This is a genomic window from Campylobacter concisus (assembly GCF_002913045.1).
Classification (GTDB): domain Bacteria; phylum Campylobacterota; class Campylobacteria; order Campylobacterales; family Campylobacteraceae; genus Campylobacter_A; species Campylobacter_A concisus_AP.
The window spans coordinates 581,563-605,489 of sequence record NZ_PPAF01000035.1 but is presented as its reverse complement, the minus strand read 5'-3'; the positions used below and the strand labels follow the sequence as shown (position 1 = coordinate 605,489).

At 38.4% G+C, this 23,927-nt stretch carries 23 protein-coding genes; 19 read left to right on the top strand and 4 right to left on the bottom strand.

Going from position 1 to position 23,927, the window contains the following annotated elements; translation table 11 throughout:
* Window position 1: 1 nt before the first annotated feature.
* The 5 genes from CYP43_RS06965 to CYP43_RS06945 all read left to right on the top strand — a co-directional run bounded on the left by CYP43_RS06965 (window position 2) and on the right by CYP43_RS06945 (window position 5,376).
* Window positions 2-1,315: a MotA/TolQ/ExbB proton channel family protein gene (locus CYP43_RS06965; RefSeq protein ID WP_103583008.1), complete on the top strand. Its 1,314-nt coding sequence runs from the start codon at window positions 2-4 to the stop codon at window positions 1,313-1,315.
* Entirely contained in the window at window positions 1,312-2,403 is a 1,092-nt protein-coding gene (locus tag CYP43_RS06960; RefSeq protein ID WP_103583007.1) for an OmpA family protein, read from the top strand. The genes CYP43_RS06965 and CYP43_RS06960 overlap by 4 nt, the downstream gene beginning before the upstream one ends.
* Entirely contained in the window at window positions 2,396-3,247 is an 852-nt protein-coding gene (locus CYP43_RS06955; protein WP_103583006.1) for a pyridoxal-phosphate dependent enzyme, read from the top strand. Before CYP43_RS06960 ends, CYP43_RS06955 begins: the two co-directional genes overlap by 8 nt.
* Window positions 3,244-4,536 carry a histidinol dehydrogenase gene (gene hisD, locus CYP43_RS06950; protein WP_103583005.1) on the top strand — a complete coding sequence of 431 codons (1,293 nt, stop codon included), beginning with the start codon at window positions 3,244-3,246 and terminating at the stop codon, window positions 4,534-4,536. Before CYP43_RS06955 ends, hisD begins: the two co-directional genes overlap by 4 nt.
* Window positions 4,537-4,620: 84 nt before the next feature.
* A complete protein-coding gene (locus CYP43_RS06945; RefSeq protein ID WP_180998656.1) occupies window positions 4,621-5,376 on the top strand; it encodes a flagellin in 756 nt (251 codons plus the stop codon).
* Window positions 5,377-5,659: 283 nt separating this feature from the next.
* Here the strand turns inward: CYP43_RS06945 and CYP43_RS06940 are convergent, their stop codons facing one another.
* A complete protein-coding gene (locus CYP43_RS06940; RefSeq protein ID WP_180998655.1) occupies window positions 5,660-6,394 on the bottom strand; it encodes a HugZ family heme oxygenase in 735 nt (244 codons plus the stop codon).
* Between the two features lie 233 nt (window positions 6,395-6,627).
* Between CYP43_RS06940 and CYP43_RS06935 the strand changes: the two genes are divergently transcribed.
* Genes CYP43_RS06935 through CYP43_RS06915 form a run of 5 tightly spaced genes read left to right on the top strand, consistent with a single transcriptional unit; the run spans window position 6,628 to window position 10,945 of the window.
* Entirely contained in the window at window positions 6,628-7,611 is a 984-nt protein-coding gene (locus tag CYP43_RS06935; protein ID WP_103583003.1) for a FecCD family ABC transporter permease, read from the top strand.
* Window positions 7,608-8,375 carry an ABC transporter ATP-binding protein gene (locus CYP43_RS06930; protein WP_103583002.1) on the top strand — a complete coding sequence of 256 codons (768 nt, stop codon included), beginning with the start codon at window positions 7,608-7,610 and terminating at the stop codon, window positions 8,373-8,375. The genes CYP43_RS06935 and CYP43_RS06930 overlap by 4 nt, the downstream gene beginning before the upstream one ends.
* A 19-nt stretch (window positions 8,376-8,394) precedes the next feature.
* Window positions 8,395-9,204: an ABC transporter substrate-binding protein gene (locus tag CYP43_RS06925; protein ID WP_103583001.1), complete on the top strand. Its 810-nt coding sequence runs from the start codon at window positions 8,395-8,397 to the stop codon at window positions 9,202-9,204.
* An 8-nt stretch (window positions 9,205-9,212) separates the two neighbouring features.
* A complete protein-coding gene (locus CYP43_RS06920) occupies window positions 9,213-10,430 on the top strand; it encodes a radical SAM protein (protein WP_103583000.1) in 1,218 nt (405 codons plus the stop codon).
* Window positions 10,427-10,945 (top strand): flavodoxin family protein, encoded by a 519-nt coding sequence (locus CYP43_RS06915; RefSeq protein ID WP_103582999.1) that lies wholly within the window; start codon window positions 10,427-10,429, stop codon window positions 10,943-10,945. Before CYP43_RS06920 ends, CYP43_RS06915 begins: the two co-directional genes overlap by 4 nt.
* 272 nt (window positions 10,946-11,217) lie before the next feature.
* On the opposite strand, the gene rpoD is transcribed toward CYP43_RS06915, so the two are convergent.
* Both rpoD and CYP43_RS06905 read right to left on the bottom strand, forming a co-directional pair.
* On the bottom strand, window positions 11,218-13,074 hold the full coding sequence (rpoD, locus tag CYP43_RS06910; RefSeq protein WP_103582998.1) for an RNA polymerase sigma factor RpoD: 1,857 nt from the start codon (window positions 13,072-13,074) through the stop codon (window positions 11,218-11,220).
* Between the two features lie 152 nt (window positions 13,075-13,226).
* A complete protein-coding gene (locus CYP43_RS06905) occupies window positions 13,227-16,172 on the bottom strand; it encodes a TonB-dependent hemoglobin/transferrin/lactoferrin family receptor (protein WP_103582997.1) in 2,946 nt (981 codons plus the stop codon).
* A gap of 189 nt (window positions 16,173-16,361) precedes the next feature.
* Here CYP43_RS06905 and CYP43_RS06900 point away from each other — a divergent pair, with 189 nt between their 5' ends.
* Together CYP43_RS06900 and flgG are read left to right on the top strand one after the other, a co-directional pair.
* A complete protein-coding gene (locus CYP43_RS06900) occupies window positions 16,362-17,171 on the top strand; it encodes a flagellar hook-basal body protein (RefSeq protein WP_103582996.1) in 810 nt (269 codons plus the stop codon).
* Between the two features lie 15 nt (window positions 17,172-17,186).
* Window positions 17,187-17,975 (top strand): flagellar basal-body rod protein FlgG, encoded by a 789-nt coding sequence (gene flgG / locus CYP43_RS06895; protein ID WP_021091447.1) that lies wholly within the window; start codon window positions 17,187-17,189, stop codon window positions 17,973-17,975.
* Window positions 17,976-18,166: 191 nt separating this feature from the next.
* Here the strand turns inward: flgG and CYP43_RS06885 are convergent, their stop codons facing one another.
* The gene (locus tag CYP43_RS06885; protein ID WP_103582994.1) at window positions 18,167-18,616 is read right to left on the bottom strand and encodes a tetratricopeptide repeat protein; all 450 of its coding nucleotides are present in this window, start codon (window positions 18,614-18,616) and stop codon (window positions 18,167-18,169) included.
* Window positions 18,617-18,719: 103 nt separating this feature from the next.
* On the opposite strand from CYP43_RS06885, the gene CYP43_RS06880 reads away from it, so the two are divergent.
* The 7 genes from CYP43_RS06880 to CYP43_RS06850 all read left to right on the top strand — a co-directional run bounded on the left by CYP43_RS06880 (window position 18,720) and on the right by CYP43_RS06850 (window position 23,923).
* Complete coding sequence (locus CYP43_RS06880; protein ID WP_103582993.1) at window positions 18,720-19,382, top strand: AzlC family ABC transporter permease; 663 nt, start codon at window positions 18,720-18,722, stop codon at window positions 19,380-19,382.
* Window positions 19,379-19,714 (top strand): branched-chain amino acid transporter permease, encoded by a 336-nt coding sequence (locus tag CYP43_RS06875; protein WP_103582992.1) that lies wholly within the window; start codon window positions 19,379-19,381, stop codon window positions 19,712-19,714. Before CYP43_RS06880 ends, CYP43_RS06875 begins: the two co-directional genes overlap by 4 nt.
* Window positions 19,715-19,799: 85 nt before the next feature.
* The gene (locus tag CYP43_RS06870; protein WP_103582991.1) at window positions 19,800-20,846 is read left to right on the top strand and encodes a type II asparaginase; all 1,047 of its coding nucleotides are present in this window, start codon (window positions 19,800-19,802) and stop codon (window positions 20,844-20,846) included.
* Between the two features lie 108 nt (window positions 20,847-20,954).
* Window positions 20,955-21,554: a LysE family translocator gene (locus CYP43_RS06865; RefSeq protein ID WP_103582990.1), complete on the top strand. Its 600-nt coding sequence runs from the start codon at window positions 20,955-20,957 to the stop codon at window positions 21,552-21,554.
* A gap of 74 nt (window positions 21,555-21,628) precedes the next feature.
* Window positions 21,629-21,988, top strand: a complete 360-nt coding sequence (locus CYP43_RS06860) for a DsrE/DsrF/TusD sulfur relay family protein (protein WP_103582989.1) — start codon at window positions 21,629-21,631, stop codon at window positions 21,986-21,988.
* A gap of 19 nt (window positions 21,989-22,007) precedes the next feature.
* A complete protein-coding gene (locus CYP43_RS06855; RefSeq protein ID WP_103582988.1) occupies window positions 22,008-22,904 on the top strand; it encodes a DUF4299 family protein in 897 nt (298 codons plus the stop codon).
* 167 nt (window positions 22,905-23,071) lie between these two features.
* Window positions 23,072-23,923, top strand: coding sequence for a hypothetical protein (locus CYP43_RS06850; protein ID WP_103582987.1), 852 nt, complete (start codon window positions 23,072-23,074; stop codon window positions 23,921-23,923).
* Window positions 23,924-23,927 lie beyond the last annotated feature (4 nt).

Sequence of the window (23,927 nt, the reverse complement as noted above, 5' to 3'; positions counted from 1 at the left end):
TATGCAAAACCAAAATGATTTTAGTGAGCTAAGCGTACCAAAAGAGCGCCAAGCTCACTCTTTCTTTGTCTTTTTTAAAGTTATCTTTATCCCTTTAGCTATCTACATCTTGGCAATACTTGCGTATCTTGGCGTTATAAATTTTCAGATGAAGCTTCACACCATCGTGATGATGGGTGTTATACTCTTTGTCGCTTTTATATTTTCTCGTCACAGCGCTTTGGTCGCTTACTCAAATTTCTTGGCAAATGCCAAAGACTACAAGATAAGGCTAAAAGAATTTATCATCGCTCATCTTTTTGAAATTTCAGGCGTCAAAAAGGCAAACGCTAAATTTGAAGATTTTTTTGAGAGCTATACAAGAAATTTTAGAAATGACAACCTAGCAAACATCGGCCAAGCAGTCTTTCCTATGCTTGGAATTTTAGGCACATTTATCAGTATCGCTATCTCTATGCCAAGCTTTAGCTCAAGCACTGCAAACGGCCTTGAAAAAGAGATCGCTATACTGCTAAACGGCGTAGCTACGGCGTTTTATGTATCGATCTATGGTATATTTTTAGCGCTTTGGTGGATGTTTTTTGAAAAGATAGGCGTTAGTAAATTTGAGAAATTTTACAGTGAGCAAAAAGAGCTTAGTCGTGAGTTTTTCTGGCAGGAAAATGAGTTAAATGCAAATTTCATGAAAGCAAGTGTAGGCTACTTTAAAGATAGTCATGACGCCTTTAAAATGGTGCTTGACGATAAACTTTTAAGAAATTTAAATGATCAGGTAAATGAAAAATTTGACAGACTAAAAGAGCTTTGCGAGGTCGAGAAAAATATCATAAATCAAAGCAAGGCTGAGCTTAGCACAAACCTTAAAATGCTAAATGAAGCTAGCCTAAAACAAGATGAATTTGTAAAAATCCACTCTGATATGCTAAAGGCAGTAAGCGCGTTTTCTAATGCCTTTAAAGATATGGAGGTTAAAATTTTAACCGAGCATGCAAAGCTTAGCGAAATTTTTAGCAGAAATTTAAACGCTACAAAAGAGAGTCAGCTTAAACTTGAGCAGGCTATCAAAAGTTTTGACAAGGTTTTAAGAGAGTTTTCTTACTCGCTCATGAAAGAGCAAAACGACGCACTAAAGGAATTTAGAGCCTCACTTATAGAGAGTGCGACGATATTTAAGGTAGCTTATGAGCAAGAGGGTAGGAGCTTGGAGCGTGAAAAAGAGCGTGAGAGCTTGATCGCTGAGCTTAAGAAAAACATAGACGAGATCGACAAAGAAGCAAATTCTGTAATAGAAAAAATCGAAAATCTAGTGCAATGAAAATAAACAAAAATAACGAAGATCAATCAAGCTTTTGGGTTTCGTACGCGGACTTGATGGCTGGTCTGCTCTTTGTTTTTATGCTACTTATCGGTGCTGTCGTCGTAAAATACGTCCTAACTCAAAACACCCTTGAAAATAAAGAGCAAGCTATCATCGCAGCTTTAGCAAATTTAAAAGACGCTCAGGGTAAGAATTTTACCCTTGAAGAGCTAAACGACGCCCTAAAAAGCGAGCTTTCAAAGATAAGCGACGAAAATATAAATTTGAAAAAATCAAATGAAATTTTTGTTATCCAAATAGACGCTCTAAAAGAAAAACTAGCCCAGCTCATAGAGGAAAACAAGGACGCAAATACGAGCATAAAAGAGCTAAATGCTAGCATTTTTGATCTAAATCAAAAGATGATCGTGCTAAATGATGAAATTTCATCAAAAGATAGAGCGCTTAGTGACGCAAATGAAAGCAGTGAGAAAAATTTAGCCAAGATCGCCTTTTTGCTTGAGCAAGTGAGCCAAAGAGAGGCTAGATATGACGAGCTTTTAAGGGATCTAAACGTTACTCGTGACAGAGTGAAAAATTTAACCGGCATCAGAGTAAAAGTAATCTCAGCCCTAAAGGATAGGCTAGGCTCAAGCATTGAGATCGATCCAAACTCAGGTGCGTTAAAGCTTAGCTCCTCAGTACTTTTTGATAAAGGCAGTGCAGTCTTAAAAGAAGAGGTCAAAGAGGAGTTAAAGGCCACGCTTAGTAAGTATTTTGACGTGCTTTTAAATGATAAAGAGATCTCCTCAAACATCGATCAAATCATAATCGAAGGCTTTACAGATAGCGACGGAAGCTATATTTATAACTTAGAGCTTTCACAAAAAAGAGCTTACGCTGTGATGGAATTTATAAATTCATTTAGTGACGATACTCGCCTTAGAAAGCTACTTGTTGCAAGCGGACGAAGCTACAACGAGCTAGTTTTTAAAGACGGAGCCGAGGACAAGGATGCTTCAAGACGCATAGAGATCAAATTTTCACTCTCAAATAAAGAGGCTATCAACGAGATAGAGAAATTTTTGGAGTTTAAGGGTGATTGATAAAATTCGCTTAAGAGGGCGAGAATTTTTGCTTTTAAGAGATGATCTGCTAGGCGAGTTTAATGGCAACAAAGCAAGAAAACTAGAGTATTTTTTAAACGCTGATCTTAGCGGCATCAAAGCCATCGTATCTCACGGCTCAAGCCAGTCAAATGCGATGTATAGCCTAAGTCTTTTTGCCAAGCTAAAGGGGCTTAAATTTTACTACATCGTCTCTCATCTAAACTCAAATTTAAAGCAAAATCCGGTTGGAAATTTCAAATTTGCACTTGAAAATGGCATGGAAATTTTTGTAAAAGAGAAGCGTGAGAAATTTGCCAAAGAGCTAGCAAAGAGCCAAAATGCACTTTTTATAAACGAGGGCGTAGCGCAAAGCGAGGCTGAGCTTGGCTTTATTACGCAGGCAAATGAGATAAATGGGTGGAGCAAAAAAAGTGGCATAAGGCCTGATATATTTTTGCCATCTGGCACTGGAACTAGTGCCTGCTACCTAGCAAAACACACCGACCTTAGAGTCTTTACTGCTCCATGCGTGGGGGATGGCGACTATCTAAAAAAGCAAATTTATGAGCTAGATAAAGATAGTAAAGTGCAAATTTTAAATCCCCCAAAGAAGTATCATTTTGGGAATTTATACCAAGAGCTTTATGAAATTTGGCTAGAGGCTTGCAAAAGTGGCGTGGAATTTGACCTAGTGTATGACCCTGTTGGCTTTATCACGCTTTTTGCAAATTTAGATAGGCTTGGAGCTGAAATTTTATATATCCACCAGGGCGGAATTTTAGGTAACATTACACAAAGACAAAGATATGAGAGAAAATTAAAATTAAAGGAGCATAAATGAAATTTTTTCATAGTAGTGACGCTGATTTTGAGAGTAAATTTTTACAGCTTGTTAAACGAAGTGATAATGATATGAGCGCTGTAATGCCAGTGGTTGCAGGCATAATAGATGAGATAAGAAAAGATGGTGATAGTGCACTTTTTGCCCAGATAACAAAATTTGATAAATTTAGCGTCATAGGCAAAAACGACATAATAATCGACGTAAAAGAGATGGAGGCTGCCTATAATTCGTTAGATAATGCTCTGAGAGTAGCTTTAAATTTAGCTCACGATAGGATAAAAAGCTATCATGAGCGCACAAAGCCAAGCGACTGGACCTACAAAGATGAGCACGACATCTTACTTGGTGCAAAATACACCGCGGTTGATCGTGCCGGCCTTTACATCCCTGGTGGTAAGGCAGCATATCCTAGCTCACTGCTTATGAATGCAGTGCCTGCTATCGTGGCCGGTGTAAAAGAGATCGTGGTTTGTACTCCAGCACCAAATGGCAAGGTAAATCCTCTGCTTCTTGCTGCGATGCACCTTTGCGGCATAAAAACAGCCTTTAAGATAGGCGGTGCAAGTGCGATCGCAGCGATGGCGTACGGCACAGCGACCGTGCCAAAGGTCGATGTCATCACAGGACCTGGCAATATCTACGTAGCGACTGCCAAAAAACTAGTTTATGGCGACGTAAATATCGATATGATCGCTGGTCCAAGTGAGATAGGCGTGATCGCTGATGATAGCGCTGATCCTCGCCACATAGCGATCGATCTACTCTCACAAGCCGAGCACGATGAGATAGCAAGTGCCTTTTTGATAACACCGGTAGAGGCTTTTGCAAGAGCGGTGCAAAAACACATCGAAGATGAGCTAAAGACACTAAAACGTGAAGCGATTGCAGGTGCAAGCATAAGAAATAAAGCTGCAATAATAGTAGCAAAAGATCTAAAAGAGTGTTTTGCTCTCATGAATGAGCTTGCTGTTGAGCACCTAGAGATCGCCACAAATGATGCTTTAAGCTATATGGATGAGGTGACTCATGCAGGCGCTATATTTTTTGGACACTTTACACCTGAAGCGATGGGAGATTATATAGCTGGGCCAAATCACACATTACCAACTGGCGGAAGTGCGAGATTTTACTCACCGCTTGGAGTTGAAAATTTCATGAAGCGAAGCTCTATTATTTCAGTGAGTAGAAAAGGTATCATGCATCTTGGCAAATCATGTATGCAGCTAGCCGAAGCTGAAGGGCTAACTGCTCATAAAAAATCAGTTGCAGTAAGACTAGAAGAGTAAAGAAAAATAGATTTTATAAAGATTTTGCAACTTTTTATAGAATTTATAGTAGAATCGGTAGCGAATTATTAAAAAGGAGTTGTTATGAAGTTAGGAACTTATACTGCAAACCAGGCTTCAGGAAACTATTATTTAGATCAAGCAAAAAATAGCGAGAAGAAAGCGCTAAATGCTATCTCTGCAAATAGCGAGATCAAAGCATCAGGTGCAAATTTGCAAATCACAGAGAGTTTGCTTTCGCAAACAAATGTCTTGAACGAAGGTTTGGCAAATGCAAACGACATGATTGGAATGCTTCAAATCGCTGATTCAACGCTTTTAAATTTAAGTAAAAGTACGGATAGAATAGGCGAGCTTTCAAGTAAGCTTACAAATCCTACTCTCTCAGCAAATGAACAAAAAGGCATAAAGGGCGAAATCAACGCACTAAGAAATGCTATGAATGATAGCGTAAAAGAGGCTAAATTTAACGGTAAAAACGTATTTGATGCTGAGCTTGGATTTTTTACAGGTGAGAGTACAAAAAATATAAATTTGGGCACAAATGCTCTTTTAAATGTAAAAGATGACGGCTCAAATACAGGTGAAATTTTAAAAAATATAAATTCACTTCGCTCAGAGATCGGATCAACACAAAATGCTGTATTTAGAGGTATAAATGCTCTAGCCGCAAGGAGCGTGGCAAATGCTAATAGTGTAGAAAATCTTGATAGTAGTGATATCGCAAAGAACTTGGAAGAAAATTTACAAGCAAATTTAAAGCTACATGCTGCGAGCTTAGCCAAAGCTCATGATACTACGAGCTTAGCTGCAAAACTAGATAAACTTCTAGCTGAATAAATTTTTACCGGTCTTGCACCGGTAAATTCTTTTTTAGTTTCTAATAAATTTTTATAATGATTCTATCTTGTTTGGATGAAATATGTTTATAGTTTAGATTATAGGTATAGGCATATTGAGGAATTTTGATGCTAGATTTTCTCGAGTTCAGGCAAAACCAAACCATTTTTATGATAACAAGCAAAAATATCACGTCTTGTATCTTTTAAATTTTTATAGCAAGGCAAAAATAAATTTTAAGAGGTATAAATTTGTAAGACCAAAAACGGCCTTACAAAAGTGACTATTTTTTAGTGTGAGGGTTGTTTACTCTACCACTATCGACAACTTGGAGTCCTACTGTGTCATATGCTGCGCCAAAGCCTTTTACATATCTACCTTTTGTTGGGGTAAGTTTTACTATATAGAAGTCTTTCATCTCTTTAATAAATGCAAGTGCTGATTCATTTGCAAAGGCACTCTCAAATTTTGATATAAATTCATCTCTTGCACTGTCGCTCATAAACTCAGCTTTAGCTTCAAAGCTTACTCTTACACGAGCAAATAGACTTTTTGCGTCTTTTTCATCCTGAATAAAAAGGAGTGAAATTTTATCCGGGTTTTGTTTTATTGAGTGGTAGTGATCTGCTACTGATGATATGCAGATATAAAACTCATTGTTTTCTTTTATGAAAGGTGAATACGACGAAACCGCTTGTCCGTCAAGAATGCTTGAGATCACAACAGTCTTAAAGCTATTTATAAATTTCATCATTCCGCCTTGCACACTAGAGCTGTTTGTATCGCCCTTGATGCTCATATAAAGCTCGATGATCGACTCTCTAAAACCATCTCCACCTGCTTTGCTTAAAAATGGTACAAATGTTTTTGCCTGATCACATGTTATTTCCATACCATCTTCGTTTATATCAGTCATTTTGACATTTGTAGGCTCAGCTACGCCGCTAAATTTCTTACAAAACTCGATCACTATATCCAAATGATCCTTATTCATGTGGTTTAATGCTCTTTGTTTCAAAACTGTTCTCCTTATAAAAATAAAATTAAAAATCGCAAAATCATACTAAAGAAAACTTAAAATTGATTAAAATTATCATTAATATTTTTAAAGCGAGAATTAAGCTTATTTTTTTAAAATTACGAGTTAATAATAATATTTTAGAAAATTTATATCTTTTATTTAAAAATTATATTTTCTGCTTATTTTTATGCTTTTTGTTGTTTTTAGCCATTTGTATTAAAAGGAAATTTATGCAGGGTAGCACCAAGCTTGCCGTTTTGCTTATCATGCTCATTGTTTTGCTCTCTTTTATCTCGCTTAGTATAGGCGGTTCTGACATAAGTATGGGTGAGATTTTAAATTTTATATTTAATAACAAAATAGACGATATGAAAGAGACCATCTTGTTTGACATTAGACTACCAAGACTTGTAATGGCTCTGCTTATAGGCATGCTTTTGGCTAGCTCGGGTGTTGTAACACAAAGCGTCTTTTTAAATCCGCTTGCAGACCCATATATCATCGGTATAGCCGCATCTGCGACATTTGGAGCGGTAGTGGCATATCTTCTTGGATTATCAGAAATTTACTATGGTATCTTTGCCTTTTTGTCTTCGAGCCTGCTTACACTTGCCATTTTTGGAGTTTATAATCGTAGTCGCTCTATTGCTACACTTTTAATAATTGGTATCGCTTTTTCATCATTTCTAGGGGCATTTACGAGTTTTGCGACATATCTTATCGGCGAGGATAGTTTTAAGATAGTGGCATGGATGATGGGTTATTTAGGTTCTGCCACGTGGCAGAAGGTCGGCATAATCGCTATTCCACTTATATTTTGCATGATATATTTTTATCTAAAACGCTTTGAATTAACGATACTTTTAAGCGGGGAAGACGAGGCAAAAAGCCTTGGTATAGATGTCGATGCACTTAAGAAGCGTCTGCTTGTCATAGCTTCGCTCACGGTTGCTTTTTCGGTCGCATTTACCGGCATGATAGGCTTTGTTGGGCTCATTATTCCACACTCTTTTAGAATGCTTTTAAATACCTCAAACAACGCTATTTTACTGCCGCTTTCTACTCTTGGAGGAGGAGCGTTTTTGCTAGCTTGTGACGTAGTGGGGAAGAGTATTTTAAGCCCGGTTGAAGTGCCAGTTGGCGTTATTAGTGCGTTTTTTGGAGCACCATTTTTTCTATTTTTAGCACTTTATCTAAAAAGGAGTGTGCATTGAGCGTAGAAGTGTCAAACTTAAGCTTTTCATATGCGCAAACAAGTGTGCTAAAAAATATAAGCTTTACTGCCAAAAGTGGAAAATTTATAGGTCTTTTGGGCTCTAATGGATGTGGCAAATCAACACTTTTAAAATGTATCTTAAATTTACTTTCTCCAAGCGCTGGAAGTATCAAAATTTTAGAAAAAGATGTACAAAGCTACAGCATAAAAGAGCTTGCGAGAACGACTAGTTTTGTACCTCAAAAAAGCGCACTTGCGATGCCATTAAGCGTTTTTGAGCTTGTTTTGATGGGTAGATATGCTCATCTAAAAAGCTCTTTTAGTGGTTATAGCTCTCATGATATTGCACTAGTTGATGAGGCTTTGCAGACTTTTGGGCTGGCTAAATTTAAAGACCGAGTAGCAAACTCACTAAGTGGTGGCGAATTTGCTAGAGCTTTGCTTGCTCGTGCAATAGTTAGCGAGCCTAAAGTTTTACTTCTTGATGAGCCTACATCAGCCCTTGATCTAAGCCATGCTATAGAGGTGTTAAAGCTTTGCTCGCATCTTACTCGTGAGCTAAATTTAGTCACCATAGCGGTGCTTCATGATCTAAATTTAGCCTCACTGATATGTGATGAAATTTTAATGCTAAAAGGTGGTGTGATAGCTCACAAAGGGAGTGTCAGAGAGCTTTATAATCCAGAAATTTTAGATGAAATTTATGGCCTTAAGGCAGATATCATATATAAAAATGATATGCCATTTGTTTTACCAAAATGATAATTTTAAAGGAGATTTCATGAAAAAAGTATTTTTAGTTTTTGTATTTTTACTTGGTTTTGGCGGTGTTAGCCTAAGTGCTAAAAATATCGTTGTACTCGATCCTGCAGTGGTTGAGATGATGTATATGTTAGAGGCTGAAGATCAGATCGCAGCTATTTCTACTCTTGAGTTTGGTAAGATTTGGCCTGAGGATAAGACGGAAAAGCTAAAGAGCGTTGGCACTTATACAAAGCCAAATTTAGAGCGTATAGTCGAGCTAAAGCCCGATCTTGTAGTTACTAGCTTTCACTCTGATGGTGTAAACGCCGACCTTGCTAAATTTGGTATAAATACACTTACGATGCAGGCAAATAGCGTAGACGATATTTGCAAAAATATAGAAAAAATGGGCGATATCACAGGTAAAAAAGAGCGTGCTGGCGAGCTTGTGGCTAAGATAAAGCAGGATTTTTTAAAATTTCAAAACTCAAATTTAAGCGGTAAGAAAATTTTAGGCGTTTATGCAGCTACCCCACTAGTTGCCTTTAACGATGCTAGCTTGCCTGGGGATATGTTTGCTAAATTTGGTATGAAAAATGTAGCAGGTGGCCTAACTGGAGCGATGCCGATCGTTCAAAATGAATTTATCCTAGCGCAAAATCCAGACTTCATAATAGTAGTAGGCATGAAAGATGGCAGTGATTTTTTATCGCAAAATCCAGTACTAAAAGCAACTAGCGCAGCCAAGAACTCTAAAATTTTAAACGTCCCATCAAGTCTTGTCTTACGTGGTACACCTCGCATAAATGAGGCCGCAAATGAGCTATTTAACATGCTTAACAAGTGAGTATACAAATGTTTAACAAACGTATAAAAGGGCATAGCGTAGCTCCTTCAAAAAGACCTGATATGGTGAGTGAAGATGAGCTATGGGAATTTTTAGAGAGTGCGCCAGATGAGAATGAAGGAGTGATCTACATTCATGTGCCGTTTTGTGATAACATTTGCTCGTTTTGCTCGATGAATAGGACAAAGCTTGAAGATGAGCTTGATGAGTATACAAAATTTCTACTAAGCGAGATAGAAAAATACTCCGCCACGAACTACTTAAAAAGCAAGAAAATAGGTAGCGTCTATTTTGGTGGCGGCACCCCAACGATATTAAAAGAGAGACACTTAGAGCAGGTGATAAACGCACTTAAGGGCAGCTTTAATATCCTGCCTGAGTGCGAATTTAGCTTAGAAAGTACGCTTCATAATCTAAATATAAGCAAGCTTCGCCTTTTAAACGAACTTGGCGTAAATAGATACAGTATCGGCGTGCAAACATTTAGTGAGGCTGGCAGAAAGCTGCTAAATCGCACACATAGTTCAGATGGAGCCGTAAAACATCTACGTGATCTGCGTGAGAAATTTAGTGAAATGCTTTGTGTTGATATTATATATAACTATCCTAATGAAAGCGTCGATGAGGTAGTAAGAGATGCTAAGCTAGTGCGTGAGCTAGGCATTGATAGTGCGAGTTTTTATTCGCTTCAGTTTTTAGATGGCTCGGTACTTAGTAGGACCATAAGCGAGGATTACTATGACGTAGAAGTCGATAAGAGCTTGCACCACGCATTTTTAGACGAAATTTTAAGTCAAGGTGACTATGAAATTTTAGAGTATACAAAGGTGGCCAAAAAGGGTAGGGACCAATATAAATATATAAGACTATCTCATGCAGGTGCTGATGTCTTGCCTCTTGGAAAAGGAGCTGGTGGCAGGCTAGGGGAGTTTGGTATCTATAACATGAGTCAAAAGATGAAAGTTATGGGTCACATGACTGCTAGACAGATGGAGTTTGATAGATTTGTAAATCTTTTTCAGTATCCACAAATAAGCCTTGAGCGTGTTTTTAAATTTGTGAGCCAGACGTGTGCTAATGAGCTTATGGATCTTTTTAAAAAATGTGAGGAAAGTGGATATCTAAAAATCGAAAATAACTCTTTAAATTTTACAAAAGATGGCGTATTTTGGGGAAATTCTATCGCAAATGCAGTGATGGAAATTTCTAAGAAGGAGTTTTTATGAAAAGTATTGTGATATATACATCAAAAAGTGGAAATACAAAAAAGATAGCAGAGGCTATTGCTGGTGAGCTTAGCTGTGAGGCGATAAATTTTGCCAATGCGTGTGAGATAAATTTGAGTGAGTTTGACTTTATCGCGCTTGGATACTATATAGATCAGGGCTCACCGGAGAAGGAATTTAAAAAATTTATCTCTCAAAGTGTAAAAAATAAAAAAATAGGCTTTTTTATAACCCTTGGTGCTGATATACCAAGTGCGCATGCCACGCAGGCGATAGATCAAGGCAAAGAGCTATTTATGCAAAATGGCAATGAAATTTTGCGCACGTTTATCTGTCAAGGTGCGATTGCCCCTGAAGTAATAGAGCAACTAAAAAAACTTGGTAAAGCTATGCCTGATGATCCGAGATTTGCTCTAACGCCTGAGCGACTAGAGCGATGGGAGCGAGCCAAAACGCACCCAGATGAGGCTGATATAAAAGCTGCAAAGGAAGCATTTAGAGGGGTTAAAATTTAAACTCATTTTCTGCCTATTTTTGTTTTAAAATTTTAATAATCCTGCAAATTTTATTTTCATTAGTGAGTGTAATGTGATTATGAGATGATAATCCATTCTCGCTAGTGAATAGGAAACTAAAATTTACTGCAACAATATGCTCTAAAAGTTAACTAGCTTTGTTACTCTTGTAACTAAAATTTATGTGAGAGATATTTGCTTTAATGTGAGTATAGATTTTTGATTTTATGTTCTAGCTCAAATTTATGTGAAATTTGAGCTAGATTAAGACTTTAGCCTTCGATGTAGTTTTTGAGTTTCCTACCAACTTTTGGGTGTTTTAGTTTTTTGATGGCTGAGCTTTCTATCTGGCGGACACGCTCGCGAGTGACATTTAGAGCCTTTCCGATCTCTTCAAGTGTGCGGTCACTCTCATCCTCAAGCAAGCCAAATCTCATTGAGATGACAGCTTTCTCACGCTCATTTAGCTGCGAAAGTACATCATCTATCTGCTCTCTGAGGTCACTTTTTAAAATTTGCTCTATCGGAGAAAGTGAGCTTTTATCCTCAACAAAATCTCCAAATTTACCATCTTCTTCGTTTGCGATCGGAGCTTCAAGACTGATCGGCTCTTTTGTGATCTTGATAACTTGCTTTACCTTATCAACGCTTAGCCCAACCTCTTTTGCAATAATGCTTACATCAGGCTCTTTACCTTCTTCTTGGAGGTATTTGCGGTTTATTTTGTTGATACGATTTATCGTTTCTATCATGTGGATAGGTATCCTAATCGTCCTTGCCTGATCGGCGATCGCACGTGAGATAGCCTGGCGGATCCACCATGTGGCGTAGGTTGAAAATTTATAGCCTTTTCTATACTCAAATTTATCAACCGCTTTCATAAGGCCGATATTGCCCTCTTGAATGAGATCCAAAAATGGCAAGCCCCTATTTGTATAGCGTTTAGCGATACTTACAACTAGACGGAGATTTGACTTAGCCATTCTGGCTTTTGCCTCGTCAGAAATTTTCTTTCCACGTTTGATCTGCTCTAAAATTTCTTTTAGCCTTGTTGGCTCAAGATCAAAGCCTTGCTTGCTCGCCTCTTTTGTAGTAAATAGCTTTTTGATCTCGACATAAGTTGAGACCATTGTAGCTTCTGGCACGCGAGCTGCGATCTCTTCTTTACTAAGCTTGATGATATCTTTTAGTATGCTTTTGTGATTTTTCTTAAGCTCGTCGCTAAACATCGGTAAGCGATACTCCAAGCGTTTTAGCTCTCTGTCAAATTCATCGTCGCTTTTTAGCGCTGTCTCCATTGATTTTACGATCTCGCTAATTAACTTGCTTGTTGGGCCAAGATCCATTAGCTTCTCTTTTAAAATTTTCTTTTTAAATGCAAGAGTCATCTTTGAAGCTGTGTCATCGCTCTCAACTTTATCTTGCTTATTTGCAGTCTTTAGCCACTCTTTTTTTGCCTTTTCGAGGGCCTTGAAACTCTCTATAACTTTTTCTGCGCGCTTGTCGTTTTTGGCTGATTTTTTAGGAGCTTCGTTTTCTTCGTTTTCTTCATCTTCCTCGTCTATATCGTCTTCGCTATCTTCATTTTCTTCGTTTTCACTTTCGTCTTCAAAGCTCTTAAAAAGCTCTTTTACACGGCGTTCTCTGTTGATAAGTGGCTCTTTATAGTCAAGTATGAAATCGATCAAAAATGGCACCGAACAAAATGCGTCGATGATAATATCTTCGCCAAGCTCGATTCTTTTGCTGATCTCTACCTCTTCATCTTTTGTAAGAAGCGCGATCTGACCCATCTCTCTTAGATACATCCTGACAGGACTATCAGATCTTGACCACTCTAAAAGGTCACTTTCGCCTGAAAGATCGAGATCCTCGTCGATATCTTGATCACTTTTTTGAGCGTTTTCTTGACGCTTTTTAGCATCAGCTAAATTTCTAAGCTTTGCGGCCTCAGCAGATGTGATGAGCTGGACTTTGTTTGTTTTTGCTAGTTGTTCTATCTTTTTTACTATCGTAGCAGTCGGAGCTTTGTCTAATAATTTTACTAATTTTTCGTATGTCAAAAAGCCTTTTGCATTTTCAGCGAAAAGCTCTTCTATTTGAGAAAAAGAGTCTTTTGCGGCGCTCATAAATTTCCTTTCGAATCGTCTAATTGTGATTTAAGTATTGTTTAAAAGAAAGTGGATTATACCCAAATTTTTTAAAAAGTGCATCAAAGCAGTGAAATTTTATCTATACAAAGCTACCGCAAAAGTCTAAAATTGCGGTAGCTATAAAATTATTAAAACGTCATTTCAAATGTTAGCTTGAAATTTCTACCAGGTGAGTAAAATCTAGCAAGGCCCCTGCCAGTTTCTTTATTTACCATATTATTTGTGCCAAAAGTCCTTATACTTCTTGCACTATCCCAGCTTGTGTATTTTCTATCTGTGATGTTATACACACCTGCTGTAAATGTGAAATTTTTCATCGGTCTGTAAAATGCTACAAAATCAAATAGACTGTATGTATTACTGACATATCTAACATACGTATTTTTTGCATCTGGATCGTCTTTGGCATAGATATTGTAAGTATCTTCTGGACGTTTTGCTTTTACGTGTGTCATATATAGATTTGCTCCAAATTTATTATTTTTTGTGTGATATCCGACGTTATAGACAAATTTTGCTGGCTGAATGGCATTCATTGGAGCGTCTAGCTTGCCACTTTCATCTACTGACATTCTACCTTTTTGGTATAGGTATTTATAGCCGACATTAAAGCCACTTAGCCCACTATAAACTTGCTCTAGGTCTAGATTTGCACTCAGTTCAACACCTCTTACGCGAGCCTTTGCTCTATTTACGTTTTGGTACATTTCTACTGGCATTCTACTACCGGCATTTCCGTATGTTAACGTGCCACGACCGATGTACTTTAGATCGATGAAATTTTTATAATCAGTTTGAAAGAGATTTATTGTAAAAAAGCTAGGTGAGTTATGAAGAGTTAGGGCAAATTCTTTTGTCATTGCGATCTCGGGCTGAAGGGCTAAATTTGGAAATATCGTAAAATCAGGATGCTGAAAAGTAAAATAAATTTCATCAGATGTTGGAGCTCTAAAGCCATTTGCATATTTTGCCTGAAGTCTTATATGCTCAAATGGATCAAAATTTATTGCAAATGAATAGGAATGATGCATAAAATTTCTTTTTTGGCTTGCCAGATAACGTGCATTTTCTTCAGCATTCTTGGTTTTTATCCTTTTTACTTCTTCTGCGCTAGAGCCAGGCGGTATAGTAAAAGGTATAAAAACACCAGCAAAAAGATCAGTTGGTAGCTTTGGTGTCTTGCCCGGTATATAGTTTGGATTGTGTTTTATCATGTCAATCCTATGGTTTATATCAAAGCTCAAAAATCTAGTGAAAGATACACTATCGCCTACATAAGCTGCCAATGTCTCTGTCCTGACAGGTATTAAGAAGCTAAATTTATTATCTTCATGTCTGCAAAGTGTACTGTAATCATTTCCACCGTGAGGCATACACTTGTCTGGTTGAAAATTTGGTAGCAAGCCTGTGCCCTTGTTTGCCATACCAAAGAAATATTTTGCCCACCACGCCTTGTTGTACGCCTCATAGCCTTGCCTATTTACCATACTTTTATCTGTTTGGCTATAAAGCCCACCGTATTTTAAGGCGTGATCCATTTTGATTTTAGGTATGCTAAATTCCTTTGTTGCATCTAAATTTAGCTGTTTTGTATCGGTATTTAGATCTCTATCTTTCCAGTTATTTTCAAGATATCCTGGAGCTCTTGGCAAAAGTAGTTCCTCAAATCTATTTTTTGGAGTAAGCTCTGCATATTTTCCATTGCCATCTGGCATGTTTTGCGGAGTTAGATTGTAGGTTTCATATCGTTTGGTTGTCTTATTAAAAAGCGTTAAAGGCTTAGAGCAATCATACTGATTACAATTGACAAGAAGTTTATCTGCTCCGCGATTTGTTCTTCCATAGAATGTTTCATCTACTTCGTTTCCATGACTGTCAAATACAATATCTTGAGGAAAAGTAAAGCCAGCTCCAGGCCAAGGCTCTTTTTCTACTTGTCTCATTTGTAGGTCGCCACCATATTTGTCCACTAGCTTACCTTCGTTATTTAACTTTAATCCTGATGGATTTAGTAGGCCTTGACAGTCGTTTTTATCACAGTACTCATCAGTCCTTGCCTTTAGCTGGATCTTTTGCTTTGAATAAGTTATCTTCATACTATCCCAAAGTGGGTTTTCATCGTAGTTTTCATATGTATAAAAGATATTTTCACGTTTGTTTTTATCATTTACATGCCTTACATCGGTGCTATAACGTACGTTATTTAACATACCGCCAGTATAAAGAGCAAATTTATACGACCAGTCAGTACCTACTGTCTCTTTTGTGCTTCTATCGATTCCTACGCTGAAGCGGTTTGTTTCATTAAAATTTACACCAAATTTAAATAGCCTACTATCTGTATTTATGGTATAAGGATCTGGTTTTTCTCTCTCTTTACCAAGTACGCTATCATCGTATGTGTTGTAACCCCAGTTTTTCATCTCATGACCATCTCTTTTTGTAGTGATAAAGAGAATATCAAACCATTTTGCTCGTGCGGCCATCGTATGAGAAAATAGTTTTTCATCGTTGGCTGATGATTTTTGTGCTTTAAAGCCGTAAAACCAGTCTTTTTCTGTAAGATAGTCTCTGGCATCTTTTGTTTCAAACATTACAGAGCCACCAAGTGCACCTGAGCCGGTTTTTATACTATCTGCTCCTTTTGTAATATTTACTTGTTGAATATTTTCTATCTCTACGCCATTTCTTGTGTTATTAAAATTTCCATATCCTTCAAAAAGATCTTTAAAACCCTGTGATGAAAGTGTTTCAGCTTGATTAAGTCCATCAATACTGATAGCTACGCGGTTTTCATCAACGCCTCTTATAGCATATCCGCTAGAGCCAAAGCGACCGGTCTCAACTACGCTGACACCAGTGTCATAGCGTACCATATCTCTAGTATCGCTTACTTGTTGTTTAGTAAGCTCACTTGCCGTCTTTTTTACTTCACTAATCTTTTTATTCTTTACGTTTTCTTCTTCCGCAGTTACCTCTACTCCGCCAAGTTCAACTTCTTTTATATTCTCACTTTCTTGGGCCAACAAATTTAAGCCAGCACAAAGCAAAACAACTAGTGAAGTCTTTTTCATAATAATATGTATCCTTTTTTGTATTTTTATTGTTTTTAATAGTCATTATCTATATTGAAGTCGCGAATCTTAACATTAAATAAATAAATTATTTATTAAACTTTATGAAATATTTAATAATTAAAAAATTAAAATTTTGGAACAGCTATTGCTTTAGAATCATGACAATAATGAATTTTAGGAAATTGTATGCAAAATGGTTATTATCAAGCCACTGCTGGCATGGTAACACAGTTTAACAGACTAAATGTGATCTCAAACAATCTTGCAAATGTAAATACGATCGGCTACAAGCGAAATGACGTAGTTATCGGAGATTTTGCGAGAATTTTTAAAGAGACACAAGATGAGCTTCCACTTAAAAATCACACAAAAGATGGAGCAAAATTTTTAAATAGAACGCTTAATCGCGTGCCACAAGTGAGCGAAGAATACACCGACTTTAGTGCTGGTGGCTTTAAATACAGCTCAAACACGCTTGATTTTGCGATAAAAAGAGATGACGCATTTTTCTTAGTTGATACCCCAAATGGTGTAAAGCTTAGCAAAAACGGCTCTTTTAGCCTTGATGGCGACGGCTATATCGTCACAAAGGAGGGCTATAAGGTTTTACCAAGTGGCTATGAGGCACAAAGCCCCGGTCAAAGAGGCATTCAAGTACCACAAGGTGAGGTGCTAACTGCTGATAAAAATGGAAATTTATACTCAAATAATAATCAATTTTCTAAATTTTTTATCGCTCAGCCAAGAGAGATAAGAGATCTTAAAAAGGTCGGCGGCAACCTCTTTGAAACTAGAAATTTTAACGACATCACAGAGCTTGATGAGGCTGATAGCGTAATGCAAGGATATGCTCAGATGTCAAACGTAAACCCAGTTTTAGAAATGGTGGGTCTTATAGAAACCCAGCGCTTAGTTGATATGTATCAAAAGGTTATGACAAGCCACATGAACGATCTTAACCAAGATGCTGTTCAAAAACTAGCTCTAAAAGCTTAATAAAAGGATAAAACTATGATGAGATCACTTTACACTGCGGCCACTGGTATGATAGCTCAGCAGACGCAGATAGACGTAACCTCACACAACATCGCAAACGTAAATACTTATGGATACAAGAAAAATAGGGCTGAATTTGCTGATTTGATGTATCAAGTCATGGAGTACGCAGGTACGGCTACAAGCCAGACTACCACAAGCCCAACTGGTATCGAGGTGGGTCTTGGTGTGCGCCCAACGGCGATAAATAAAATTTTTTCTCAGGGCTATTTTAAAGAAACTAGCAATAACCTAGATATGGTAATAGCTGGCAACGGATTTTTTCAGATTCAGCTACCAGATGGTACCACTGCTTATACTAGAAATGGTGCTTTTAAGCTTGATGCAAACGGCACGATCGTAAATAGCGATGGCTATCAGCTGATCCCTCAGATCACAGTCCCTGCAAATGCGACGCAAATTTCTATCGGCACAGATGGCACCGTGTCAGTGCTCCAAGCAGGTGAGAGAGAGATGGCTCAGATAGGTCAGATCGAGTTAGCAAACTTTATAAACCCAGCTGGCCTTCACTCGATGGGCGACAACAACTATCTAGAAACAAGCGCTAGTGGTAACGTGGTGGTAGGTGTAGCAGGACTTGACGGACTTGGTACGATCAGACAAGGGTTTGTTGAGATGAGTAACGTTCAGCTAGTTGAAGAGATGACTGATCTTATCACTGGTCAGCGCGCATACGAGGCAAACTCAAAGGCGATAACTACGAGCGATTCGATGCTTGAAATAGTAAATGGGCTTAAAAGGTAGGTAGAATGAACGCAACTCTAGCTATCGTTGGGCTTATACTGCTTTCTTTTACGCTTGAGGTATTTTGCTTTCTAAATAAAACGACAAAAGGCAAGGACTCGATAAAACAGACGCATTAATTTGGGCTAAATAAAAATTTGGCACATTTTGTTTAAAATTTCTACTTTTATGAGTAAGAATAAAAGCAATTTTTAATTAATTAAAATTTTTAAGCTACTGCATGCTTCTTCCAAATCAAGCTCACAGGCTTTTTTGTAGTAGTTTTTTGCTCTATTTTTATCTTTTAGTATACCAGCATCTCCAGCTTCGTAGATGAGTGCAAGGGTGTAGCAAGCAAATGCATTTTTTAGTTCGCAAGCCTTATTATAAAGCCTAAGCCCTTCTTCTTTTTCTTGTGCTAGGGTGTCTTTTTGTAGATATATATTTCCTAAAAATAGACAGCTATGTGGATTGCCTAGCTCACAGGCCTTGTTTGCCATAGCTACCATTTTATCGCGCTCATTTTTGTCAAGGTAGATATATATAAGATCGGTGCAGCTTTCTACGTTATTTAAAGTGCATTCATTTTCAAGCTTGGTAGTATCTAAATTTTTACTCCAAGAAAATAGAATACAAAATAAAATTAGAATTACCTTTTTCATATTTTAACTCCATAAATTTTTATTATTTTATAAAATTTAACTCTATTTTTACTCTAAATTTTTCAAATTTTGCTAACATTTCGGCTTTTTATGAAGGTAAAATTTGACATTTAACTACGTTTTTAAACTATCTATTCCTATTTTTATGGGCTATTTTCCGCTTGGTGTCGCCTTTGGGATACTGGCTAAAAGTATGGGTGTTAGCGCGTTTATCGCCGTCGCTCTTAGCACTCTTGCTTACGGCGGCGCGGCGCAGTTTATGATGCTATCGCTTTTTAGCGTTGGTACGGGGCTAGTTGAGGTTTTTATCGTGAGCTATCTAGTAAATTTACGCCATACTTTTTACGGAATTTCACTTTTAAAAGAGTATAGTGGGATCAAATTTAGGCTTTTAAACATCGCTTTGCTAACGGATGAAACCTTTGCGATATTTAAAAATTTAGGGCTAAAAGATGTAAGCGATCGCAGCTTTGTCTTTACCTGGCTAAATGTACTTTCTTGGTCTTACTGGGTGGCTGGGACGCTGCTTGGTGCGATACTTGGTGATTTTATAAAGGCCGATACAAAAGGGCTTGAGTTTAGCTTAACGGCACTTTTTATAGTTATTGTGATTGAAATGTTTAAAAATGATAAAAACTACCGCGTGCTCTTTGTGGCGACATTTTTTGGCGTGCTTGGAGTGAGCCTATTTCCAGCTAAATTTGTGCTTGTTGGCTCGATGGCGCTTTGTTTTATATTTTTGCTTTTGTTCAAGGATAAAATTTGATAAGTGTAAGCTCAAGCGAGATGGTACTTTTTGTGGCAGTGCTTTTAAGTGCTATAGCTACTTTTATAACGAGAGCAACGCCGTTTTATATACTGAAAAACTATAAGCCAAACCCTTATTTAGACGCCATTGAGAAGCATATGGGTATGATGATAATGGTCGTTTTGGTCTGCTACGGCTTAAAAGATACGAAATTTAGCGAGTTTCCTTATGGCTTAAGTGAGATAGTAGCAGTTTTTACAGCTATTTTGATGCATTTAAAATTTAAAAATACACTTCTTAGCATAGTTATTTCAACCGGAATTTATATGTTTTTGATAAGAATTTTTTAAATAAATATAAAATTTAGAAGTTAATAATTTTTTTAAATAAATGGCATTATAATGACTTTGCAAATTTTAATGCAAAGGAGCTAAAATGCGTTTAATCTTTAAGGCGGTGTTACTCATGATTTTAGGTGCTACTTTAGCGGTTGCTAAGCCAACCATCTACATTCTAGCCACTGGTGGAACGATAGCAGGAAGCGGCTCAGGATCGCTTGACTCTAGCTATACTTCTGGAACTGTTACGGTCGATAAACTAATCGCAGCCGTGCCAGACATCAACAAGATCGCTACCATAAAAGGCGAGCAAATTTCAAATATCGGCTCACAAGATATGAACAACGAAGTTTGGCTAAAGCTTGCAAATAGAATCAATGAGCTTCTAAACAGCGGCAAAGCTGATGGTATCGTCGTTACCCACGGCACAGACACTATGGAAGAGACAGCTTACTTTCTAAATTTAGTAGTTAAAAGCGATAAACCAGTCGTCCTTGTAGGTGCGATGAGAAATAGCGGCTCACTAAGCGCAGACGGCCCATTAAATTTATTTAACGCTGTAAATGTAGCTATCAGCAAAGATAGCGTAGGCAAGGGCGTTGTAGTAACAATGAATGATGAAATTCACGCTGCAAGAGAGGTGACAAAGACCAACACAACAGGCGTTGATACATTTAAATCACCAAATAGCGGCAAAATCGGCACAGTCTTTTATGGTAACGTAAAATACTATATGAATCCGATCAGAAAACACACAGCAAAATCAGCATTTGACCTAGAGGGTGTAAAAGAACTTCCAAGAGTCGATATCATCTACTCTCATGCAAATGACAACCCTGATTTTGTAAACATAGCTGTCAAAAACGGCACAAAAGGCATCGTTAGCGCTGGTCTAGGCAACGGCAACCCTTACTTTAGTGTACTTGATGCACTTGGTGAGGCTTCAAAGGCTGGCGTAGTGGTAGTTCGTGACTCGCGTGTGGGAAGTGGCGAGACAACTATGAACGGCGAAGTAGACGACGCAAAATACGGCTTTTTAACAAGCGATAATCTAAACGCGCAAAAAGCTAGAGTGCTTTTGATGCTTGCGCTTACAAAAACAAGCGATAAAGCCAAAATTCAAGAGTATTTCTTAACTCACTAAAAAAGAGGCGGCTTAGTCCGCCTTTTAAATTTAAGCTATAAATTTGATCGCTGGATCTGATTTATGGATTAAATTTTTATATTTGTTAGCTAAATTTCAAGGGTTTTTATGGACTTCTTACTCTTTTTCGTCACGCTTGCTCCTATCTCGCTAATGCCCGGTATTAACATGACCTATGCGATGAGTATCGGTATGAGCTTTGGTTATAAGTACTCGCTTATTATGATGACCGGGCAGCTTCTTTCGCTTGCTTTCGTGGCGTTTTGCTGTATGCTTGGCGTGGGCGCGGTGCTTCATCATTTTGAGTACGCATTTAAGGCGCTAAACATCATCGCAGGCCTTTACATGCTCTATCTTGGCGCGATGCTTCTTTTTGGCAAGGGCGAGCTTAGCATCACGAACGTCTCAAATTTGCCAAGCAAAAAGCAGATGTTTATAAACGGCCTCATCGTTTGCGTCACAAATCCAAAGGCATGGATATTTTTCTCGGCTTTACTGCCTACATTTTTGGATAAAGACGATCCCTTTAGCCTAACTCGTATGTGCTTGATTACGGCAACGCTCGTTTTCATCGAGTTTTGCTCGCTAAATATCTACGCGCTTGGCGGAGCTATGCTAAAGAAATTTTTACAAACGCACCTAAGGCTACTTGAAATTTGCACCGCCATTATCGTCTGCACGATCGGAGTACTTTTACTTTTTAGATAAATTTAGCCTCTTTTTATATAGCTTGGCTAAAATTTGCTCGGTTTGCACTACATTTTTGGCAAAAGGAGAAAAAGATGAAAAAATTTCTATTTATACTTACAAATCAACCATACAACGGTACCGACAATGCTTACAACGCATTAAGGCTAGCTAAAACGCTAAAAGAAAAAGGCGAAGAGGTTAGAATTTTTCTAATGAACGATGCGGTCGATCTTGCGCGAAATAGCACCAAAAAGCCGGAAAACTACGACGTAGATCTAGTAGTGATGTTAAAAGAGCTTTACGCTAGCGGCGCTATGCTAAAGGTTTGCGGTAGCTGCCAAACGAGGTGCGGTTTGCATGCGGGAGAGCCTTATTTCGAGGCTGAGGTGAAAGGCAGCATGGATATCTTGTCCGAGTGGGTTAGGCAGTGCGATCAAGTGATGACGTTTTAGAGTAGTCGAAAGAGAATTTATGAGCGTAACGTTTAAGGTAAAAAACAAAAAGAAGCTTTTCGGCGGATATGAAAAGGCGCTAAGCGAGCGTGAAATTTCAGAGTTTATAGATGGATTTTGCTTTTTTAATAGCCAAAACGACGAGCCGAGCGAGCTTTCGCTAAACGAAAACGTGATGATCGCTGGCGTATGGCAAAAGAGCGCTCGCGGTTTTGAGCTAAGCTACGAAGACGGCAAATATATCGTGCGAGTCTGTACTCCAAGCGGCGTTGGCGACTGGCAGACGGCACTTTTGCTTTTATCTAAAATTTCAGCCAAAACCGGCTCGAAAATAGAGTGCGACAATGAAGAAATTTACGATAGCGAGCAAATTTTAAAATTTGATTATGAAGCCGACATAATGTGGGGACTTGAGGCTCTAAAGGACGCAAAAGAGAAAAATCAAACGCTTTATATCTCTGGCCTGGAGCGCGACGTGGCGTTTGACGCGGTTATAATAGATGAAATTTTTGCAAGCGCTAGCCCTGCGGCTAAATTTGATGAGATGATGAGGCGGGTGCAGTATCTTGACGCTTATAGCGCAAGAGAGAATTTATACGAAGATAAAGACGGCAACGAAATTTTTGGCGCATATACGCTTAGCGAAAAATTACCGACTATCTTGCCTTACACCCCTTCTCCATCGTGGCAGGCGCAAGAAGTTCTAGGAGATCGTAAGATCTCGCGCTGGATACTTACGCTAGTAGTCGGCTTAGACGATAGGGACGCGCACGTGCTCGGCGAATGCGAATATGGCGCTTTTATGGTAAATCTGCCAAAAGAAAAATATCGCTTCATAGACGCCGCAAATATACTAGTTGAGCCGCTTAGCGAAGAAGAGATGATGAAAATTTTAAAAAAGGCAAATGAAGCTTAGGTTTAAGTTGATAAACCGCCCGGAAATGAAAATTGCCTCAGGCTTGCTTAAAAATTTAAGTCGGTTTCAAGCGCGGATTTAAACTCGCAAAAGCTAGGATTTTACCGGTATTGCCGCTTTTTAGGCTAAACTAATCTAGGCTTTGCGTGATTTGAAAAAGGATAAAAATGAAAATTTTAAAGGCTATTTTAGCGGCGGCATCGGCGATTTGTTATCTAAACTCGGCCGTTTTACCGCAAAGCGACTGGAGCAAAAGAGAGCTAAAAGGCGAGGTAAAAAGCATGACGGCTACGGAGTACGAATACTCTACGGACGGCTCCGGCACGCTAGAAAATACGCGCGTAAAGCGAACGGAGTTTAACGAAAACGGCTATATAGTGCAAGAAACTGAGCACACAAACGGCGTGCCAAACAGCTCGGTTTTGTTTGAATACGGCAAAGACGGGCTAATACGCAAAAAATATCAAGATAGCGCCGTTTATCTCTACGAATACGAATTTGACGGCGAAAATTTAGTCGCGACGGCCAAAGAAAAGTATGTCGAGGATAGATTTTACCCCCGCACGGAGAAAACTATCTACGGCAAGGACGGCAAAATGATCGCTAGGGCGACGTATTCGGGTGGGACGCTAGTGACGGACGATAGCTACGTCTACGATGAAATGGGTGTTTTAGTGCGGATAGAAAATAATATGGAGCCGCGCCACGGCATAGAGATAAGCTTCGAGCGCAAGCCAAACGGCGAATACGAAAAAATCACGCAAGCTCCTGGCTCAAAATGGATTTATTACTACGCCGCAAACGGCGACGAGATGGAGTATACGTCGGTAAATTACTTTGGCTCCGAGGCAAAAATCTGGCAAATTTTGCAGTTTAAAGACATAATGAGGGACGAGCGGGGAAATTTGACGCATAAAACCTCGGTCAAATTTAAGCCCGCGGACAAATACTACGAAAACGGCGACATAACGGAAATTGGCCTATATAAAAAGCTAGAAATCAGCTACGAATACTACTAAAGTA

Coding starts and splice junctions, on each gene's coding strand:
- CYP43_RS06925 (WP_103583001.1), top strand. CDS start 8,395: ATGAAAAAAGTATTTTTAGTTTTTGTATTTTTACTTGGTTTTGGCGGT.
- CYP43_RS06865 (WP_103582990.1), top strand. CDS start 20,955: ATGGACTTCTTACTCTTTTTCGTCACGCTTGCTCCTATCTCGCTAATG.
- CYP43_RS06885 (WP_103582994.1), bottom strand. CDS start 18,616: ATGAAAAAGGTAATTCTAATTTTATTTTGTATTCTATTTTCTTGGAGT.
- hisD (WP_103583005.1), top strand. CDS start 3,244: ATGAAATTTTTTCATAGTAGTGACGCTGATTTTGAGAGTAAATTTTTA.
- CYP43_RS06860 (WP_103582989.1), top strand. CDS start 21,629: ATGAAAAAATTTCTATTTATACTTACAAATCAACCATACAACGGTACC.
- CYP43_RS06920 (WP_103583000.1), top strand. CDS start 9,213: ATGTTTAACAAACGTATAAAAGGGCATAGCGTAGCTCCTTCAAAAAGA.
- CYP43_RS06855 (WP_103582988.1), top strand. CDS start 22,008: ATGAGCGTAACGTTTAAGGTAAAAAACAAAAAGAAGCTTTTCGGCGGA.
- CYP43_RS06960 (WP_103583007.1), top strand. CDS start 1,312: ATGAAAATAAACAAAAATAACGAAGATCAATCAAGCTTTTGGGTTTCG.
- CYP43_RS06945 (WP_180998656.1), top strand. CDS start 4,621: ATGAAGTTAGGAACTTATACTGCAAACCAGGCTTCAGGAAACTATTAT.
- CYP43_RS06965 (WP_103583008.1), top strand. CDS start 2: ATGCAAAACCAAAATGATTTTAGTGAGCTAAGCGTACCAAAAGAGCGC.
- rpoD (WP_103582998.1), bottom strand. CDS start 13,074: ATGAGCGCCGCAAAAGACTCTTTTTCTCAAATAGAAGAGCTTTTCGCT.
- CYP43_RS06905 (WP_103582997.1), bottom strand. CDS start 16,172: ATGAAAAAGACTTCACTAGTTGTTTTGCTTTGTGCTGGCTTAAATTTG.
- CYP43_RS06900 (WP_103582996.1), top strand. CDS start 16,362: ATGCAAAATGGTTATTATCAAGCCACTGCTGGCATGGTAACACAGTTT.
- CYP43_RS06850 (WP_103582987.1), top strand. CDS start 23,072: ATGAAAATTTTAAAGGCTATTTTAGCGGCGGCATCGGCGATTTGTTAT.
- CYP43_RS06915 (WP_103582999.1), top strand. CDS start 10,427: ATGAAAAGTATTGTGATATATACATCAAAAAGTGGAAATACAAAAAAG.
- CYP43_RS06935 (WP_103583003.1), top strand. CDS start 6,628: ATGCAGGGTAGCACCAAGCTTGCCGTTTTGCTTATCATGCTCATTGTT.
- CYP43_RS06870 (WP_103582991.1), top strand. CDS start 19,800: ATGCGTTTAATCTTTAAGGCGGTGTTACTCATGATTTTAGGTGCTACT.
- flgG (WP_021091447.1), top strand. CDS start 17,187: ATGATGAGATCACTTTACACTGCGGCCACTGGTATGATAGCTCAGCAG.